At 37.5% G+C, this 19,618-nt stretch carries 14 protein-coding genes; all 14 read left to right on the top strand.

What is annotated here, in order from left to right; translation table 11 throughout:
- The first annotated feature begins 17 nt into the window (after nucleotides 1-17).
- The 14 genes from M2444_RS21330 to M2444_RS21265 all read left to right on the top strand — a co-directional run bounded on the left by M2444_RS21330 (nucleotide 18) and on the right by M2444_RS21265 (nucleotide 19,578).
- Nucleotides 18-1,289: a TnsD family Tn7-like transposition protein gene (locus tag M2444_RS21330; protein WP_280787974.1), complete on the top strand. Its 1,272-nt coding sequence runs from the start codon at nucleotides 18-20 to the stop codon at nucleotides 1,287-1,289.
- Nucleotides 1,290-1,791: 502 nt separating this feature from the next.
- The gene (locus M2444_RS21325) at nucleotides 1,792-2,574 is read left to right on the top strand and encodes a hypothetical protein (protein ID WP_280787973.1); all 783 of its coding nucleotides are present in this window, start codon (nucleotides 1,792-1,794) and stop codon (nucleotides 2,572-2,574) included.
- Nucleotides 2,575-3,123: 549 nt separating this feature from the next.
- Nucleotides 3,124-4,308: a ComEC/Rec2 family competence protein gene (locus tag M2444_RS21320; RefSeq protein WP_280787972.1), complete on the top strand. Its 1,185-nt coding sequence runs from the start codon at nucleotides 3,124-3,126 to the stop codon at nucleotides 4,306-4,308.
- Between the two features lie 15 nt (nucleotides 4,309-4,323).
- Nucleotides 4,324-5,697 carry an ABC-three component system protein gene (locus M2444_RS21315; RefSeq protein ID WP_280787971.1) on the top strand — a complete coding sequence of 458 codons (1,374 nt, stop codon included), beginning with the start codon at nucleotides 4,324-4,326 and terminating at the stop codon, nucleotides 5,695-5,697.
- A complete protein-coding gene (locus tag M2444_RS21310) occupies nucleotides 5,690-6,247 on the top strand; it encodes an ABC-three component system middle component 1 (protein WP_280787970.1) in 558 nt (185 codons plus the stop codon). Before M2444_RS21315 ends, M2444_RS21310 begins: the two co-directional genes overlap by 8 nt.
- On the top strand, nucleotides 6,244-9,096 hold the full coding sequence (locus tag M2444_RS21305; RefSeq protein ID WP_280787969.1) for an AAA family ATPase: 2,853 nt from the start codon (nucleotides 6,244-6,246) through the stop codon (nucleotides 9,094-9,096). Before M2444_RS21310 ends, M2444_RS21305 begins: the two co-directional genes overlap by 4 nt.
- Nucleotides 9,097-9,124: 28 nt before the next feature.
- The gene (locus tag M2444_RS21300; RefSeq protein WP_280787968.1) at nucleotides 9,125-10,297 is read left to right on the top strand and encodes a phospholipase D family protein; all 1,173 of its coding nucleotides are present in this window, start codon (nucleotides 9,125-9,127) and stop codon (nucleotides 10,295-10,297) included.
- Between the two features lie 193 nt (nucleotides 10,298-10,490).
- On the top strand, nucleotides 10,491-11,855 hold the full coding sequence (locus tag M2444_RS21295; protein ID WP_280787967.1) for an AAA family ATPase: 1,365 nt from the start codon (nucleotides 10,491-10,493) through the stop codon (nucleotides 11,853-11,855).
- A gap of 1 nt (nucleotide 11,856) precedes the next feature.
- A complete protein-coding gene (locus M2444_RS21290; protein ID WP_280787966.1) occupies nucleotides 11,857-12,948 on the top strand; it encodes a hypothetical protein in 1,092 nt (363 codons plus the stop codon).
- 473 nt (nucleotides 12,949-13,421) lie between these two features.
- Nucleotides 13,422-13,793: an iron chaperone gene (locus M2444_RS21285; protein ID WP_094871735.1), complete on the top strand. Its 372-nt coding sequence runs from the start codon at nucleotides 13,422-13,424 to the stop codon at nucleotides 13,791-13,793.
- 284 nt (nucleotides 13,794-14,077) lie between these two features.
- Nucleotides 14,078-15,847, top strand: coding sequence for a sensor histidine kinase (locus M2444_RS21280; protein WP_280787965.1), 1,770 nt, complete (start codon nucleotides 14,078-14,080; stop codon nucleotides 15,845-15,847).
- Nucleotides 15,844-16,647, top strand: a complete 804-nt coding sequence (locus M2444_RS21275; protein ID WP_280787964.1) for a response regulator transcription factor — start codon at nucleotides 15,844-15,846, stop codon at nucleotides 16,645-16,647. Before M2444_RS21280 ends, M2444_RS21275 begins: the two co-directional genes overlap by 4 nt.
- 62 nt (nucleotides 16,648-16,709) lie before the next feature.
- Nucleotides 16,710-17,969: an extracellular solute-binding protein gene (locus M2444_RS21270; protein WP_280787963.1), complete on the top strand. Its 1,260-nt coding sequence runs from the start codon at nucleotides 16,710-16,712 to the stop codon at nucleotides 17,967-17,969.
- A gap of 202 nt (nucleotides 17,970-18,171) precedes the next feature.
- The gene (locus M2444_RS21265; RefSeq protein WP_094871732.1) at nucleotides 18,172-19,578 is read left to right on the top strand and encodes an ABC transporter substrate-binding protein; all 1,407 of its coding nucleotides are present in this window, start codon (nucleotides 18,172-18,174) and stop codon (nucleotides 19,576-19,578) included.
- The last annotated feature ends 40 nt before the right edge of the window (nucleotides 19,579-19,618 follow it).

Raw genomic sequence — 19,618 nt, 5'->3', positions numbered from 1 at the left:
TAAAGGAGGTGATTCCTTTGATATTTTTCCCTACTATTTATCCAGATGAGTTACTCTATAGTGCGTTTGCTCGATACCATCGAAATTCCGGAAATGAAAGCATCAGACAAACCATGAAAGAGCTTTTTGATAACACCTCAACGTGTTCCTCCGTATGGTTCCCTTCTCAATTAGATCGTCTTACCCGTCAGATTCCAGGTCAAATATATTCCTCAGATGAATTAATTCAAAAACATACGCTGATCCCTTACTTTACCCCTTTTATCCCTCCTAAGAGAGCTGAAAGATTAGAGGAGACTATGAAATTCAGCACTTGCTCGCCTGCAAATATGATACTTGGTCGTGCTGCGTTCTCAGTTAAACCTAAACAAAAGTTGATGTATTGTACTGGATGTGTCAGGGAAGATAGGTCCAAATACGGCGAGGCATACTGGCATCGTGGCCACCAACTAGAAGGGGTCTATCTTTGTCCCATGCATGGAGAACCGCTTTGGAAATCATATATTTCTCATCAAATGCAGAAGAATCGGTTTCAATATATTACGTTGGAGAAGGCACTCGTTGATATCGGCGAGTTAATTTCTACTGAAATATTGCCCGGTGAATTCTCTCAAAATATTGCTATTCAATCCCTATTATTATTAGAAAAAGAATTTCCCTCAATGGGTCTTCAAAGTATAAACCAATACTATATATCTCGATTACGTAGTGAAGGCTATGTGTGTAAAACAAGTAACAGAATTAGATGGGATAAATTAATCCCTGGTTTTAGTTCTTACTATGGTAATAAATTGTTGGCAAATATTAATGGAGGGATAAGTGAAAGTGATAGTTGGCTACATAAGTTGCTACGGAAGCCAAGAGTATCGTGCCACCCACTTCGTCATATTTTATTACTTGGTTTCATGGGAGATACCATTGAGAGGATGATGGATAGCTTATCTAGAGGGACAATGACAACATTTGAACCTTTCGGACATGGCCCCTGGCCATGTCTTAATAAAGCAGCAAACCACTACAAACAACCAATGATTGGGTCAGTAAAGATCACCAGGGGTTCAAAAACAGGCAAACCGGTTGGTACATTTACCTGTAGTTGCGGTTTTGTTTACTCACGGACTGGACCGGATGATAGGGAGAGTGACCGATACCAGATTGGGAGGGTTAAAGAATTTGGTGTTGTGTGGAAAAACAGACTTGTTGAGCTCTCTGGTAAGCAGCTATCTTTGAGGAAAAAGGCGGAGATATTAGGGTGTGATCCGCAAACTGTATTAAATCACCAGAAGTGAATGGGTTCTAGGGATTTGTTACTAAATTAAAAAGTGACATAAAGAACCGAAAATACAAAAGTAGTAGTGTGGATGCATAGATTAAATTGCAGATGTATTTAATAAGTTATCATGAATGAGCCAAACAGTGGTCTGAAATTTTGTTTCTGAAAAGAGTTGCTCTTTAATATTATTGGCCATTTACACTTTACTCCTTTGTGAAAATTTATATTGCACCATAATCTATTCTCTGAAATAGTAAATAGTGAGATTTTATACTAACAAAGGAGATGAAAATTGAGCGATTTATTGTTTCGACGATAACTGTATAGACTATCATATTGGAGGAATTGAAATTAATATTTATCAGTCAATAGCAGATGGTTTAATAAAAGCTATTGTTGGGATTATTGGACTCGCCATTCTTAGTGCCGTTGCTTCTTCGCTAAAAGTATTTTCTGAAGAAGAAAAGCAGTACTTACCCAGCTTTAATCGGGGATTTAGAAATGTAGTATTATGGTTTTTGTTTACTACAGCGGCGCTTTCTTATTTTCTATTGGGTTTCAGTGTCACTATAGAGGGGACATCCTCAAGAATAACAAAAGTAATAATCTTCCTGTTTATAAACAAAGTTTCACCTTGGATTGCTTTGGTATTAATTATTGGATTAACAGTAACAGTCTGTTGGCAACGCGCAAAGTTTTTTATTAGGTCTCTAATTCATAGAGATAGAGAAGGCGGTAGACAAAGACTCGCATATATCTTGTTTACCATAAGCATGCTTTATGCTGTCTTAATTTCAGGGTATGCGATGCTTCTTATTCAGATAGTAATGGCAGAAATAAACAAGAATTTTTCTTTCGGGTTGCATGAATCCAGAGAGGTCATATTTCATCTATATAAAGTCAATAAACCAATATATCATGTAATTTTATTTGTTATCAGTGTAGGATATTCTTTATTGTTACTACTCATGAGGACTTTTTACCGAGCAATTTACTTTGAAAAAGTTTCAATTAATATCACCTTGAAAAGTGGCCTGATGTTAGAGGGAAAGTATATTATTAATCATAATTTGGACAATAGCATATTAATTGCCGACTCATTTAAAAGAAGTGATCGAAGCAAGATGCTTATTCCAAAGGCAAACATTGAAACAATTACATTTAATCGTGTGGACTATTCATTTGGGGAAAAAAGAATAAAATCCAAGCTCGAATATAAAGAAATTGAAATGAAGAACGAATTTGATCAATTAGTAAAACAGTGGCGAAAAGATCAAATTCATAAACACTCTAATTTTTAGGGTGTTTTTTATTTGGATGTATTACCGTGTTTTAGCAAGAAGTTAGAAAATAATCAGACCGATCAAGGTATCGGTGAATCTTAAGAGGTGAAGAAGATCAAACTTCACTAACCAATCCCAATCTCTATGTCTAATGGTAATTTGGTTTAAAGGGTAATTTAATATAAATTTACCATAAAACCAAGCTGAATAAAGACAGCGCAATAAAACAGCTCAATAAAATAGAGACAGTCTAGGACTTTATTTCTGCAGATAGATGCTAAATTTTAGGTCTTTTGGCAGGCATTCTAGTTCCTATGTAGAATTATAATAACGTTGGTTAATATACAAAATATGAGGATTTTTAATATTTTTCCAGAAAATTAGGGAGGAAGGATACTGGAATACATAGCGAATATATTTAAAGCAAACTGGGAATGCAAAATATTTTAATTTTGTTTTATATATAAATTGGAATAGCATAGGTTTACTGATTTTGTTAGGAAGAGTGCTGATAGAATCCTATTAAACAAATTAAGGGTGAGTCCAATATATACTTCGAGAATTGAAATGTTTCCGGCTAAAAATGGTGATACATTTCTGGTTAGTTGCTTTGGGGAGTCAAATGTAAACATTCTTATAGATTTGGCTTATCTACATACGTATAAGAATTATGTAAAACCTGTTCTTTTAGATAAGAATACAACGGGGGAATCCCTTGATTTAATGGTTGTTACACATATCGATCAGGATCATATTGCCGGTGCAATATCCTTTTTAAAAGATAATGGGTCTTGTGAATCTCCCAATATAATTGAAGTAAAGGAAATTTGGCACAATAGTTATCGGCACTTATCTATTAGCCAGCATGAGCATCAACTGAATAAGACGGAGAAAGAAATGATTGAAAAAAAAGTTGGTTACGTTGAAAGAGACTATGATGATTGTAGGACTCCGATAAGTGGAAAACAAGGATCTAGACTTGCCGGATATCTATATTTGAACGGGTATAACTGGAATGGGTCTTATAATGATAATGCCGTTTCATACAATGAAATCCCGGTTTTTATCGGTAACGGATCCGTTAAACTTACTGTACTTTCCCCTACTAATATTGAACTAAATAACTTGGAAAAAGTGTGGAGAAAAGAACTACGTCGAACTTTTCCAAGGATGTCACTGACATCAGACCCATGTTTTGATGATGCCGTAGAATATGTTTCTGAATATCTGGAACCTAAAGGCGTGGGTGTAGGTAGAACGAATGTCTCCGCGACAGGTTCTATAAAGAAATTGTCAATGTCGCCCTTTGCTGAAGACAGGGATGAGATTAATGCTAGTTCAATTACTTTTATCTTAGAACATAGAGATAAAAAAATGCTATTTTTAGGAGATTGTCCACCCTCAATAACGATTCGACAACTTGAGGCTCTTTTTTCTACTACAGAGGTACCACTTTATTTTGATTTAATTAAAGTTTCTCATCATGGGAGTCAATTTAATACGAATATGGATCTCCTCAATATGATTGATTCAAAAAATTACTTAATATCTACTAACGGTTCAGGTCACGGGCATCCCGATATGGAGACCTTATCTAGAATAGTTGATAGAAAATCTACTTTTACAAGAAATTTATTTTTTTCTTATCCAACTCCTTCGGCAATCTCAATGAATAAGGAAGATTTGAAGAAGGAATTTAATTATGAAGTATTTTACCCAAGTACTGAAGAGAGTGTAATAGTACACCTATAACTAGGGGGAGCATCAGTGAATCAAAATGATTTTAAATCAATTGCTAAAGTACGCTGTGGGAGTAGGAATGGAACGGGATTTCTAGTAAATAATACTACGTTGATTACAGCTAGACATGTTATTGATGAGAACTTAGACCCAGACGAGTTAGAACCTGTGTTTATTATGTTTGATAATAATATTGAAATTCAGGTAAGCGTTATTTTTCCAAATGAACCTTATGTAGGGGTGGATTTTTCAGTTTTATTATTACCTGAAGAGGTAGAATATTCTCCTACACTACCATTAAGTATACAAGATATTGAGCTGAATGATCAGTGGCACGCCTTTGGATTCCCGGATACTCAGAAAGACAGGGGACAACGTTTTAAAGGAACCATACAGCAATTTTTTGATGTGAGTTGCACAAAGGATAGTGAGGGTGATTTGGATTTAGCTTGTGAATTTCCTACTATAACGGATCCAAAATTTAATACTCGTGGAGCATCTGGATCACCTATAGTGGTAAACCGTGCCATAGTTGGAATTATGAAGGATAAACCACCTGGTGGAGGAATTATCGGTGCTACTTCGATTAAACGCTGCCTGCCAATACTAAGGTCAATGAATATATCCTTTACCATTCAAGATATAATTTACAGCAAAATGGAGAGTTCAAGTGCCCTTAGTATAGAGGGCGTAACCATCATTGAGAGTCAATATGATTCGGAAAAAGAAATCGTTATGGGATTAATTGAGGACTTTCCACCAGAAACACATCCTATTTTAATGGAGAGTTTAGTTCAATCTATAGAAAGTATTATGAATACAGATGCAGAGAAACTTCGGACATTCTTTCAACGCTATAGACATCCCTTTAATGAATTGAGTACTGTTTCAGGTATAGAGCAATTACTGGAGTTAATAACCATCTTGAGATGTGAATATAAAGAGTTAGGTTTTATCCATAATGATATAAATGCAAATTTGAGTCTAGACGAAAATGAAGAGTTATTTGCATATCTTATCTTCTCAACAAAAAGGCATGCGAAAATGCCTGAACTTGTATTAGACCTTTTTCGAGAAAAGGCAGCAACAGCAACAGGAAAAAAAGAACTTCGTCGTGGCGAAGCCCTATTCCCGTTTCCTTTAATATTGGACAATTGTAGTAAAAACAAGAAAACTAATTTATGCAGGAGATGCCAAAATGGGTTTTCTTTTGAGGATATCTTGATTGATTTTACTAAAGTTAACGAGCAAGGATATTTTCAGGGATTAGAAGAAAACAACTACAAAAGTTTAGACGGAACAAAGGTGCTGTGCGGTGACTGTATTAGAACTTTGTATAATCACGTAACTAACTTAGAAGAATTAGAGTTTCATGTTAGGGAGATGAACAATTTTGATTGAAGAAATTATGAGAATTTTTGAAGAAAATGAATATATAAAACTAGATCAGCTTAAATTTAATTATCTTAATGAAGTGCGTGTTTCGCCTGAGCAGATTTACGGTCTTGTTCAGTATGAAACCGAAGCTGAGTTGAGAGGAAATTGGGAAAAAGCTGCTGATGAATTAGCAGTTAAATTACAGAGTCGTTTAAGTAAAGAACTCCATATGCTTAAATGGGATGTTTATCTGATAGTTATCATCACGCAAAATCAAATTGACACATCATATCGTAAATTGATAGAGAATGACCGGCACTATTTCAGGAAAATTGTTATTACAAAAAGTGATGCTCCATACATAAACAGAATTCCCTTTGTTCTCGATTTAACCAGTGATAAGGAACTACTTATTTTTAATGATAATGAGTTTTTTGAAGAATTCCGTAAGTGTCTGAAACAATCAACATTGAGTAAGTTGCCGGGCGACTTTTTTAATCCTAAGTTAACAACGGATCAATTAACTGATTTTTTTAGTTCAATCAAAAAGGATAAAAAGGATGATTTAAAGTGAAGATAAGATCATTAAAAATATGTGGATTCCGAGGATTTTCTGATGAAACTATATTCCATTTTAATGATGCGAAGGTAATATTACTGTATGGACCCAATGGGCATGGAAAAACCTCAGTTTTTGATGCTATTGAATGGGGACTATCAGGAGAAATTCACAGATTTGATCAAGCTACTGACGAAAGAAAAAGAACCCGATTCATTAGGAACATGCATGCGAATCCGTTAAAAGAGACGTACGTAGAAATTGATCTTATTGCCTCTAATGGGTTGATTTTCAAAGTGAAGAGAACATGTACCGCAAGACCTCAGGATATGACGGATTATGGAAAACATGAATTAGAGCTTCACTTGCCAGTTCCTATTAACGATAGATTAAAGTTTATGGATGCCGATGCGGAGTCTCTGTTAAAAACACTATTGGTAAAACAAGCTTGGACTGAGAAAGTCGAAGTTTCCCGTGGACTACATCTTACTCATATTTTGGGGCAAGAGAAGTTAAATGAATTTCTTCGAGGAATGAAAGACGGAGATAGGTACGATTCTCTTTCGTTGTTGTTTGGAACCGAGCACTTTTTGAAATATAAAGAATTATATAATGAACTAATCAAAGAAATAAACAATCGAGTTCATCAAATAGAGGGTCAAATTACTGAAGGTGCTCGGAAGAAGGCAGAATTAAAAGTGTTCATTGATGAGCTGAGTAAAAAAGTTTTTGATCCAAACCAGAAGCTTTTAAGCGTTGCCCTTAGCGAATATAAGGACAATTTCTCAGTTCCTGAAAACCTTTTTGAAAGAGAGGATTGGAACGCTCTAATACCATTAATTGAGAAAGAAACCGAAACGCTTAAACAGAGAAGGTATGATTTAGAAAATAAAGAACGGCGTATTCAGGATTTAGAAGATATTAAATCAAAGTGGCTAACCGTTTTGGATGAATTAAACATGGAAGTAGGCAGATTGGGGAAATTAAAAAATCACCGTAATGATTACAATATGCATAATTTGGTTTCTAGCCTGACCAATCGCAACAACCAATATGAGGAGTCTCTTGTTTTCATTAAAGATAAAAATATTGAAATTGACAGTACTAAACAGGCAATTGAGGCAATTAAAGGTTCGGTGCACATCTCTGACAACTTCATTAAAGTAGTTACAGAGAGCCTAGAGAATTTAAGGAACAATAAATATGATTTAATCAAAGATGTCCAAATTACACATGAGAATTTTATTTGGGAATCTAAAATATCGGAGCTTTTGAATATTATTAGCGTAAATCAATCTTCTATTGTAGATGTATCTGGTATCCATGCTAGTACGAGTAGCTCAATGAAACTTTTAGAAGAATCCGTTTTAGCGTTACATGGTATAGATAAGAAATATAAAAATTTTCTTAGCAGCTTATCAGATTATCTATCCGTAGAAGAGGAGATAAATAGTTGCCCTGCTTGTGGAACAGAAGGAGTTAATAAGCCACAATTACAACTACGAATTCAATTTGAACAAGCCCAAATTCATAATGAACTGCCTTTATTGGAACAGCAAATTAAAGAAATGAAGGATAAATTTGAGAAAGAGAAAACTAAATTAAATGAATTGAGTTTGGAGATTGAAAAATCCTATTTAGATATCAAGACAATCCTAAAAAGCGCCGAAGAAGAATGTCAGAATAAGAAAGACCATATGTTAAAAATGGAAAAAGAAATACAGAATTTGAGTGCTCAAATAGAATTGAGAAATAAATTTATTCATGAATACAATGAGGGTTTACTGAGACTTGGATTAAATGAAACTATAGAAAATAAAATGGGGGAATTACTGCAACTAGAGCAGCAGTTCGCAGCAAATTTAATGGTATTAACAGCAGAGGAAAAAGCAGATCTCCCTCGAAAAATTAAGATAGCAGAAGATATTATTCTGGAAAATCAAACTTTTGTTGAATCCTTTATAAGTAAACTGTTACTTGCTGGTGCGCCTTCAGAAGCTAAGCAGTGGAGCGTTGAGGAAATAAAGGTTTTTATTCAAGATGCTTTGAAAAATGTACAAAGTGAAAAAGAGATGGTGGTTCATTTAGAATCGGTAATTATTAAGTCGATAACTGCAATAGAAAATGCTAAAGAAGAATTGCTATTAAAGACACGTCAAGAAGAAATGCGGGTGCAACAGAGTCACTTAGAGCATTTAGACCAACTTAAAAAAACAGCCAATGAAGACCAAGAAGCTATCAAAGATCTAATTAACAATGTTAAACCAGCCGTTGATCAATTAAATGAAAAAATGATTTCCGAATTATTAGATACCATTCAGAGAATCTTCTCCCGGATTAATTCTCATCCAGTTTATAACCATATTGATTTTAATAAAGAATACAGGCATAAATCTTACAGATTACTGATTTTAGTCTTAACTGGACTTGAAAATCAAACACAGGCAAATGCAACCTACATATTTAGTTCAGCACAAATTAACTCGATAGCACTATCTTTTTTTATGGCTATGGGCTTACACCAACAGTGGTCCAGTCTACAACTTATGGGTATGGATGATCCAATCCAAAGCATGGATGAGGTTAATGTTTTATCACTGATTGATTTAATTCGTTTATTTATGGAGAAATATGATAAGCAGTTCATTATCTCAACTCATGATTATAGTTTTTATCAAATGATGTTGAAAAAATTTAGAAATCAAGATATTGCGGTAATTGAGTATGAAGGGTATAGCGAAAAAGGTCCGCTTATAAAGCAGCAAGTTAGTGAAAACGCAGAAATAGAGAATGTATTGATTATACCTGCTGCAGACCCAATTTCAAGAGACAAGTTATTAGAACTTAATGATGCATCATTATAACAAGGTTTCATTTTAAGAGGAGGTACTAATGGCGGTAAGTTTAGTTTCTAATGATTTATTGGATCGTTTCAAAGGACTATTAGATGAAACTGAGATTGAATTAAATATTATTTCTCCATTCATTGGAACGCAAACCGCTACTCTATTGGCAGATTGGCTAATATTGAATCCAACCATTAATTGCAATATTATTACCAGATTTTATAGGGAGGATTTTGTAGAGCGTGTTAGCAGCATTTACGGATTAGAACGCTTGCTCCGTGCAAAAGCGAAAATTTATGCTTTAATCGATTTACATTCCAAGCTTTACTCTTTTGATGCCCACTCTGTTATCATAGGTTCAGCTAATTTTACACAAGGTGGCTTTATATCTAACCACGAGGTCTGTGTCATAATGGATGACGAGCCTGAAATATCAGAAAAGGCAAATGAATACTTCTACGATCTGTTAGATCAGATTCTATTGGATGGTAATGGGGTTGTCACCCAAGAATGGATTGATGAGGAAAAAAAGCATGTCCCTCATCTAGCCGCTAATCAACGGAATAGAAAGGTCACCTACTCTAATATTTCTAAAAAAGGTGCAGTTTTAAAGAAAATGGTACATCCGGAATTGTTTGAATCGATCTTTGAGAATTCAAATGATTTTGATGAGGTGACTGGTTATTGGTTAAAGTTTGAAGGTACTGGTGAAGAGCGTATTCCTAATGATTATAATTATAAGCAAATGAAAGGTGAACGTAGACGTACTCTAGATCTCACGTATTTCCCGCGGAAACCAGGCAGCATTCAAAGTGAGGATACGCTTTTCTTAACTATTGTGAGTTACGATGAACAGAATAGGCCGACCCCTATGATTGTTGGATATGCTAAGACAAACGGATTTAAGAAAGAGAACGTAGTAGACGATAGTGACCTTAAAGATTTCCCCTGGAAATATCGGTTTCCGTACTATGTAGAGTTTACAAGCGGCAAGGTAATTAATGCACCTATCAAGTTCGGTATTCGATTAATTGATGTTTATAATAATTTGGGTAAGGCAACATTCCCCTCATTAAGAAAACGTAGAAATGTCAGTCAACGGACTTTGCAAAGTATGCATTTTAGGCGCTCGCACATTAGGATTACTCAAGAGGCGTATGACTACTTAATGAATGAATTAAATGAACTATTTAGTACTTATGGAGAAATCATTTTGTAATTCCTTCTTAGTGTAAATAATAGATCTGATAATAAGATGTAAATAAGTTCTAGATACCAACTTAAATGTGCATATCAGACACCAACTTTAATGTCACTGAACACCTAATCTTAATTGCATTATAGGTGGAAGAGGAGCGGGCAAATCTTCTATATTAGAATTACCATAATATTAAATATATAATGAGGTGCTTATGTTTATAAAAGAATTATCAATAAATTCATACAAGAATATTAATAATTTAAAACTGAACTTTAATAAACCTGTAATTAATTATTTTGATGAGATGAACCTATCTGTTCTTGTAGGTGAAAATGGAACCGGGAAAAGTTCAATACTTCAATTTATGACTCAGGTATTTTGCCCAAGGGCGAGATATCAATACAGGCAAACAGTAGAAAACTCGAAATTTTCCATAGAGTACGAATTAATGGGAGAGCTGATCGAATTTAATAGTAATACGGATTATCCCTTGGAGCATCCCGAAAAATTAATTGTTTCTTCATATGCTGTTTTTGATCAATTTGCAAGTCGATATCCTTCAGCAAGTCCTGGCAACATATATTTTGATGCTCCTCCAGAAACTACTTATATATATTCAGGACCGGCAATTGCTAGAACTTCAACACTTGAGCCGCTTATTTATGCAATTTTACAAGCAATCTATTTGCCTGAAGCGATGGTTAAAAATAAAGGTTCCTACAGGAGATTATTAGATAGAATCGGATTTAAAAAGGTTGCATTCATTGAAATTGCGCAAGAAAATAAAGTTGTTAGATCAGAGTACAATAGGATGCATGGTTTGGCTAAGGAAGATTCAGTACCAGAACTCGATCTGTTAATAGATAGCTTAAAGACAATGAAAATTGATGCTAGAACTTTAAACAAAGACATGAAACTAGACTCATTAAAGGCCAGTTTAAATTATATAGTTACGCCTGAGATGTTAAAATTTCATCTTGAAGATATCCTTCGGAAAATTATATATCAAGTGATGCATATAGGAATTAAAAATATTTGGTTAGAAAGCAATGATGGAAAATATGTACGGTTAACAGATCTAAGTTCAGGAGAACTAACGATGTTATATAGATTTTTACCATTAATCACTAATATTGATGACAACTCCGTTGTATTTATTGATGAGCCTGAAACGCATCTACATCCAGTTTGGATTCAAAAGTTTGTTGAATACTTAGCAGAACTCTTTAGTGAATATAAAACTCATTTTATATTAGCAACACACTCTCCATTAATTGTATCGGATGTTCCAATGGAATGTATTGTGGGTTTGCAGAAAAATAAAAATCATATTTTTCAATATGAACCTAAAGATCGAACCTTAGGTGGCTCGTCTAATGATATTTTGCGGGATGTCTTTGGTTTAGAAAAAAATTCTGGAGAGTTCTCTTTAAATCAAATATTAGCGATAAAAAAATTGCTTGAAAGTAATGATTTTGAAAAAATAGAATCTGCGCGTATTATGTTTGATGATTTAAGTACAACAGCAAAAAAGTTTGAAATATATAAAAAATTCAGGGACATTTTAGGGGGTTAGAATGAATCAAGTAATGCTCTCGAAGGAGTTTAAAACATATGAATTTACCCATTCTTTTATAATTGATGTTCTTACGTGGGCTAAAGACAATCCGGGCACTACTATATATACAGATATTAACAAGTCCACTATGACAATTAATTTTAAAAAAATGATAAACACTAATAGATTTAGAGGTAAACTACAGGCTTATGTGCTCTCATTATGCAATTGCAATGAAATTAAACTAGTTTATGAATATTATTTATTATTTACGCATAACTATTTTAAAATTCTTTCAGGACAAATTGCAGTAACCATTAATTTGACTGAGAAAACAATTAGTGAGATAAAACCTTTTTTTGATTATGTTTATGACAATCTTTTGGACTGTAAATCATTATGGGCTGTCTATAATTCTAATGCAAAGTTTGTAAAAAGAAATGAACTTAGAAAATTATTAAGTAAAAGCTACAAGGTTTGTCCTTATTGTGATCTAGTTGATATGAATGATCCAACTTCAAGCAACATGGATCATTTTCTTCCATTGTCTGAGTTCCCTTTCTTAAGCGTTTTTTGGGGGAACATTGTCTGTGCTTGTTCCATATGTAATGGACATCAGATTAAAAACAATAATTGGGCAATCCCAATTCTACATCCATATATTAACAGTATACATAATAATACTAGATTTGTTTTTAACAAAACAGATAAAAGTATACAAGTAGAGCCAATACATTCTTCATTGTATGACAACTCACCTGAAGTAAACTTTATAAAAGTACTTAAACAAAATATTAGGTATAATAATTTATGGGATTATGTGCAAAACGAAGAGAACGAAATTGTCGAGGAAGTATGTGAACTTTACAATACATTAAAAGGGAAGAATTGGAAGGAGATACACGTAATTCGTTCAGTTGAATGTAGAAGAAAAGAACATTTATCTAACATTGGAAAGATAACTCATTCGAGATTAAGAATGGGTTATTGTGATTATTTTGTATTAAAAGAAGCAGATTTATCGATGGAATTTTTAGAAAGTGAAAATAAAAAGAGACAAATGAGGATTAAAGAACGGCAGCAATTGATCTTTGAAGAGTGTAGACAATAGCTTATTCAGGTTTTGGAGAAATGCTATTTAGTGAATTTACCAAGCATTCATGTATTCCCTAGGATGTTGTTCAAAAGGCGTAAGAATGAATGAATTATAAATAAACGAATTCTTACTCTAAGGTATATAATTTTGTAGTTCTTTTCGTAAGTTCAAGTATATAGGTCTGGAGAATAGCAGGAAAGTTTCAAACACAAACTTAAATGTAACATTCAGACACAAACTTTAATGGCATCGTATGTTTCATACCCTTTTTCTAGATACCAACTATATTGTAAATTTAGCAAGGGAATGAAAACTCGAAATCCCTTGATTTTACTGAGTTTTTCAGATACTAACTATAATGTCACTGAACAATCGTAACATTATAAAAAGTTGCACCCTAACACCCCGTTAGATATGATTATCTAACGGGATGTTTTTTTGTAGCTGCGCCTGAACAAAAGGCGATTCTGAGGTTAGGAGTGATCGACATGGAGGTTTTTGCAGACTATTTAGCGCAAATTGATAACCCGCAGCATCGGGAGCGAATGGAAGAGGTGTTGGCTTGGGTAACTAAGAAATTCACAGATTTAAAACCAAAAATTGCGTGGAATCAGCCTATGTTCACCGATCACGACACCTATATTATTGGCTTTAGCGTATCCAAACAACATATGGCTGTTGCGCCTGAAATCGCAGGGATTAATCATTTCTCTGATGAAATTGTACAGGCAGGCTATGATCACACCAAGCAGTTGTTACGGATCCGGTGGGATAGCCCGGTTGATTTCTCATTACTTGAGAAAATGATCGAGTTCAACATTATGGACAAGGCAGATTGTTCAACTTTTTGGCGAAAATAAAATATAAAAAAAGTAGTTAGCCTCGATGATGAATACATCATCGGGATTTTTTTAATTAGGAGTAAGACATTCTTATATAAAGGGTTACTGGAAATGGGATTAATATGCTCGCTAGTCGTTATTGGGTGCGAAAATATCAGTTCTTTTTGTCGAATCCATAATTCTTTCTTAGCGGATCATTAGCAAACATGCTAATATAATGACTGAAAAGGTTGAAAGCCCTTACTTTTAGCGGTTAGGGGCGATCATCTCATGCTCACATGACAAAGAGGGGAAGAAATTGCATGCGGCGGATACTGTCGATGTTAAAGTTAAATACGCTGCGAAATCAAATGTTGCTCGGTTTCCTCGCCGTCATGCTCATCATTCTGACGTTCGTTGGAGGGATTACGTTCCATTCAGTCTCGACGCTACTCAAGAACAATGCGGAGAAGCATATTCAGCAGACTGCGATTCAAGCTAACGGACGTTTAGAAAGCGTTCTCGAACAGATCAATTCTTTGACGACACTGGTATCTACTAACGATTATATCCAGCAACTCCTTTTACGCGATATAGAGGGTCATCCCGCTACCTTTACGGAACGGCAAGCCCTGCCATCTATTATCAATCTGGTCCAAATCTACACGGACGGCATCAAATCTGTTGAGCTTTATAATAAAGACGGAGTGAGGCTGTATCCTCTTGACGGCAGCACCCTTAGAGATAAGGTACCCGAGGATTGGATTGAAATGGCGACGAGAAAGGATGGCAGTCTCGTTTGGTTCGGTATTGATCCGCTCGATTCTACATCGCTTGTAGCGATTCGACAGATCAGTCTTATTGATCGGCATTTCACAACTGGAGGGTATTTACTCATTCGTTCAGACCGTGACAAGTTTGCGCTTAAAGACTCCCTATCCGGGGAGGGGGACGGGGAAACGGTGTTGCTCCTCGCTCCAGATGGCCAGTTCATCACGTCCAACGATGACACGATTTCACAAAAGACAGCAGCAAAGCTGGTAGAAGAATCCGACGAACAAATTGCTTCCATCGGCAAGCAGTCCTTTATCGTTGTCAAACAGCGGTCTTCCGTGACAGGATGGACGCTGCTCATCTTAACCCCGGTTAACGTCATCACCAAGGGGATATCGGTCTTGCGGACGACCATTGTTGTATCGGCTTTGATGGGTACCTTACTGTTCACCTTGCTTTCGTTTTTCCTATCTATACTTATTACCAGACCTGTGTTCAGGTTGATCAAAGCTATGAGAAGTACCCGTCTAGGCATTCTGAAGCCTATCGAAAACGTATCGTCCACTATGGAAATTCAGGAACTAAATTATTCCTATAACAAAATGGTTGATAATATCAACGAGCTGATCCAGTTGGTTTATGAGAAGGAGTTATCCCGGAGTCATACGGAGTTGAAGGCACTTCAAGCGCAAATTAATCCGCATTTTTTGTTTAATACCCTAGATGTTCTGTACTGGTCGCTGCTGGATAGGGATGAAGATCAACTGGCGGAGTATGTTGTCGCCATGTCTGATTTATTCCGCTATACGATCACCGGCTCGAGTAAAGGGGGATGGGTGAAGTTACAGGATGAGCTGGAGCATGTAAAGCGATATTTGCTTATTATGAAGATGCGATTTGAAGATCGCTTGGAGTGGGAAATTGAGGTTCCTTCTGAATTTTCGAATGTGGAGTTACCCCGACTATTGCTGCAGCCCCTTGTAGAGAATGCCGTATTGCATGGGGTCGAGAGCAAGATTGAACCGGGATGGATAAAGCTAACGGTTGCTGGAGATGAAGAATGGGTCACCATTACGGTGGAAGATGACGGGATGGGAATGGACGAGGAGATGCTGCGCTCTCTTGTGGAAGGGCTGGATAGCGGAAAGGTATCTTCTTCAAAAGATTCCGGCGTCGGAATCGCTAATGTGCATAGAAGGCTTCAACTATTTTTTTCGAGAGAGAATGAGCAGGGTGCGGCTATGACCATCGATAGCCAAAAGGGGCAAGGCACCCGTATAAACATCAAAATTCCTGTTCGAGGAGACAAAATGCCATGAGAAGCCGAACAATTCTTATTGTCGACGATGAACCGAGATCTAGAGAAGGAATGAAGAAAATACTAGAGGTGTGGGCAGCCGGTCATTATGAAATCCTTACGGCAAGCAATGGGATCTCGGCGATGGAAATTCTGGAGGAAATATCGGTCGAGCTCATGATATCGGATATCCGCATGCCTGGAATCAGTGGTCTTTCTTTAGTTAGCCAAATAAGGGATAAAAAAATACAGCGTCAGCCATCTGTTATTCTCATCTCCGGTCATGCCGAGTTCGAGTATGCTCAGCAAGCGATTCAGTTGTCCGTAGTTGAATATTTACTCAAGCCAGCCAGCCGGGAAAAGCTAATCACATCTGTGGAGAATGCCCTGAAGGCAGGGGAAGAGCAGGAACATATCGGCTTCATGCGAAAGATGGCCGATCCACAATTAATGGCCATAAGAGATGAAGATGCCGCATTAAGCGATCCGGTCCGTCAGGCGATTGACTATGTGGAAATGCATATAGAAGAGGCGATCAGCCTGCAGGAAGTAGCCGGACTTGTTCATCTGAACGGGAGCTATTTTAGTTCTCTTTTCAAGGAACAATGCCAGATGAATTTCAGCGAATACGTCGCCCGCAGAAAATTGCAGAAAGCGAAGGAATTACTGCTGAAAACCAATCTGCCTATAGCGGAAATTGCCAGCCTTACAGGTTACCAGACGGTTAAATATTTCAACAAGCTGTTCAAGGAATACGAAAGAATGAGTCCAGGGCAGTATCGATCTTCCATGAGGAATGGTATAGAAGCGAATATCCAATAGCGGCTCGGCAAGGGGGGATATCTACGAAGAGGATCGGATTATCCATTACCCTTTTCTTAACATTGTTGTTGATAACAACAGCTTGCAATGGGGCTAAGGGGAATAGCAGCAAGAGCGACGGCGAGAAAATCACTTTGAAAATGATGCATCTGTGGCCGGATAGCAATAACTCCGCGCAAAACAAAATGGTAAAAGAAATCATCAGAGAATTTGAAGAAGCTAATCCGAATATCACCATCAAGACGGAAGTGCTTGAAAATGAGCAGTATAAAAGCAAACTGAAGGTACTTGCCGCTTCCAACGATCTACCGGATATCGGATTCACCTGGGCAGCAGGCTTTATGGATCCTTATGTTAGGGGAGATAAGTTTGCAGCCGTGGACGATCTTTTACAGAATGAGTTGAAAGGGAAATTTGTAGCTGGTACGACGGAGGGGTACTCCTTTGATGGGAAGACGTATGCCCTTCCTGTCGAACTAAACATAGTCCCGGTCTATTATAATAAAGAAATATTTTCAGAATTCAATCTGCAGCCTCCCCAAACCTTGGATGATCTCAAAGCGATCATTCGAACACTGAATAACAATGGCATAACACCTGTTACTCTTGGCGGTAAGGACGGTTGGCCGGCTTCCTTCTGGTACATGTATCTAGCTGATCGTATTGGGGGACCTAACCTGATGGATAAAGCTGTTGCGGATCAGGACTTCACAGATCCGTCCTTGCTAGAGGCTGCAAGACAAGTGCAAGAGCTGGTAGATCTGAATACATTCATCAAAGGCTACAACGGATTATCCAATGATGAAGCCAAGGTACAGTTCATGAACGGAAAGTCAGCCATGTTCGTTACAGGGACTTGGGAGCTGCCAGATTTCACGACCACTACGAATATAGCCCAAGAATTTAAAGTCAACATCGGTTATTTCAAGTTCCCGACAGTTGAAGGCGGCAAAGGCAATGTGGATGATTGGGTCGGTGGTCCGGGCACTGGATTGTTCGTTTCCAAAAATTCGAAGCATGCTCTGGAGGCCAAAGAATTCGTGAGCTTTTTCGTTCAAAAGTGGGGAGAGCATTCTGTTGTCAATGCAGGTGTAATCCCGGCTACCAAAGTAGATACTGCAGCCATCAAGCTACCGCAAATGTTCATTGATCTATTAAACGAGTTAAATAAGGCTAATAAAGTAACTCTTTATCTGGATACACAAATGAAGCCAGTCGCATCTGCTATACACATGAATCAGATTCAGGCATTGTTCGGTGAAGCCGTCACGCCAGAAGAATTTATCAAGAAACAGGATGATGCGCTAAAAGCGGATAAGTAATGTTCAGAAATATCAACAGATCATGGAGACGTCAAGGGATAGATCCTTTGATGTCTCTTTTTTTGCGCTCTATAGAACTGAATCTAAAAATAGTGGAAGTTTTCCTAAAGAGGGTGTCCTTATGCTTAAGGATTGCAGGATCTATAATTATGTATGCGGTTACAAAAAACCGAAGTAATAATACAAAAGGGGAGGCAAAGATATGAAAAGTATGAAACGTAGTTTAGTGGGGATCTCTACATTGCTTGTGATGTCATCTGCTCTCGCAGCATGTGGTGGGAACTCAAATTCTAACTCATCTAGCCCAAGTCAAACGACTGCACCAGCAGCAAACGCTACCGAAGCTCCATCAAAAGGAACAGGTGAGAAAGTCACTATCAATCTCTGGAGCTTTACGGACGAGATTCCTAACATGACCAAGAAGTATATGGAAACCCATCCTGATGCGAATGTAGAGTTCAAAACTACAGTTATCGCTACCACTGACGGCGCTTATCAGCCTGCTCTTGATCAGGCTCTGTCAGCGGGAGGTAAAGATGCCCCTGACATTTATGCAGCAGAATCAGCATTCGTGCTTAAGTATACCCAAGGCGATGCATCCAGCTATGCAGCCAACTATTCTGATATGGGTCTTGATGACCAAATGGTTAAGGACGCTGGCATCGCGCAATACTCGGTTGATATCGGCAGTTTAGATGGAAAATTAAAAGCCCTCGGCTATCAAGCAACTGGCGGTGCCTTTATCTATCGCCGCTCTATTGCGAAGGATGTTTTTGGAACAGACGATCCAGCCACCATCAAAAATGAAATTGGACCAGGCTGGGATAAATTCTACGATGCAGCCGCGAAGCTGAAAGCTAAAGGATATGGCATCGTTTCTGGCGACGGCGATATCTGGCACCCGATCGAGAACAGTTCTGACAAGGGCTGGATTGTTGATGGCAAGCTTCATATCGATCCAAAGCGTGAAGAGTTCCTGGATCTTTCTAAAAAGCTGAAAGACAATGGTTATCACAATGATACGACAGACTGGACGGAAGCATGGTATGCGGATATGTCCGGTGCCGGCGCTCAACCGATCTTCGGATTCTTCGGTCCTGCTTGGCTCATCAACTATGTGATGAACGGTCAAGTAAAAGACACGAATGGCGACTGGGCTGTATCTGAACCAACAACAGGTTTCTTCTGGGGCGGTACTTGGCTGCTTGCCAACAAAGACGTCACCAAGGACGATGCTAAGAAACAGGCTGTTGCGGACTTTGTGAAGTGGGTTACACTCGATACCTCTGAAACGGGCCTTCAATATTACTGGGCTAACGGTACTATGAAGGAAGGCGAGCAAGGAACGAAGGATAGCGTTGCATCCTCCGTTGTCATGTCCAAATCAAATGGCGAAGTTCCGCTGCTCGGCGGCCAGAACATGTTCGACGTGTTTGTACCGGCCAATGCTAACGCTTCAGGTAAGAACTTGACCCAGTACGACGAAACAATTAACAAGCTCTGGCGTGATCAAGTACGCGAATACACCGCAGGCAACAAGGACCGTGCCAAAGCGATCGAAACCTTTAAGCAACAAGTCAAAGACCAACTTGGCATTGAAAGCGAATAAGAAGGATTCGGAGGGGCGGGGGAGTAATCCCGCCCCTTCA

Source organism: Paenibacillus sp. PastF-3 (assembly GCF_029893135.1).
Lineage (GTDB): Bacteria > Bacillota > Bacilli > Paenibacillales > Paenibacillaceae > Paenibacillus_AQ > Paenibacillus_AQ nitricinens.
The sequence above is the reverse complement of the archived record's forward strand: the minus strand, read 5'-3'. Positions and strand labels throughout refer to the sequence as shown.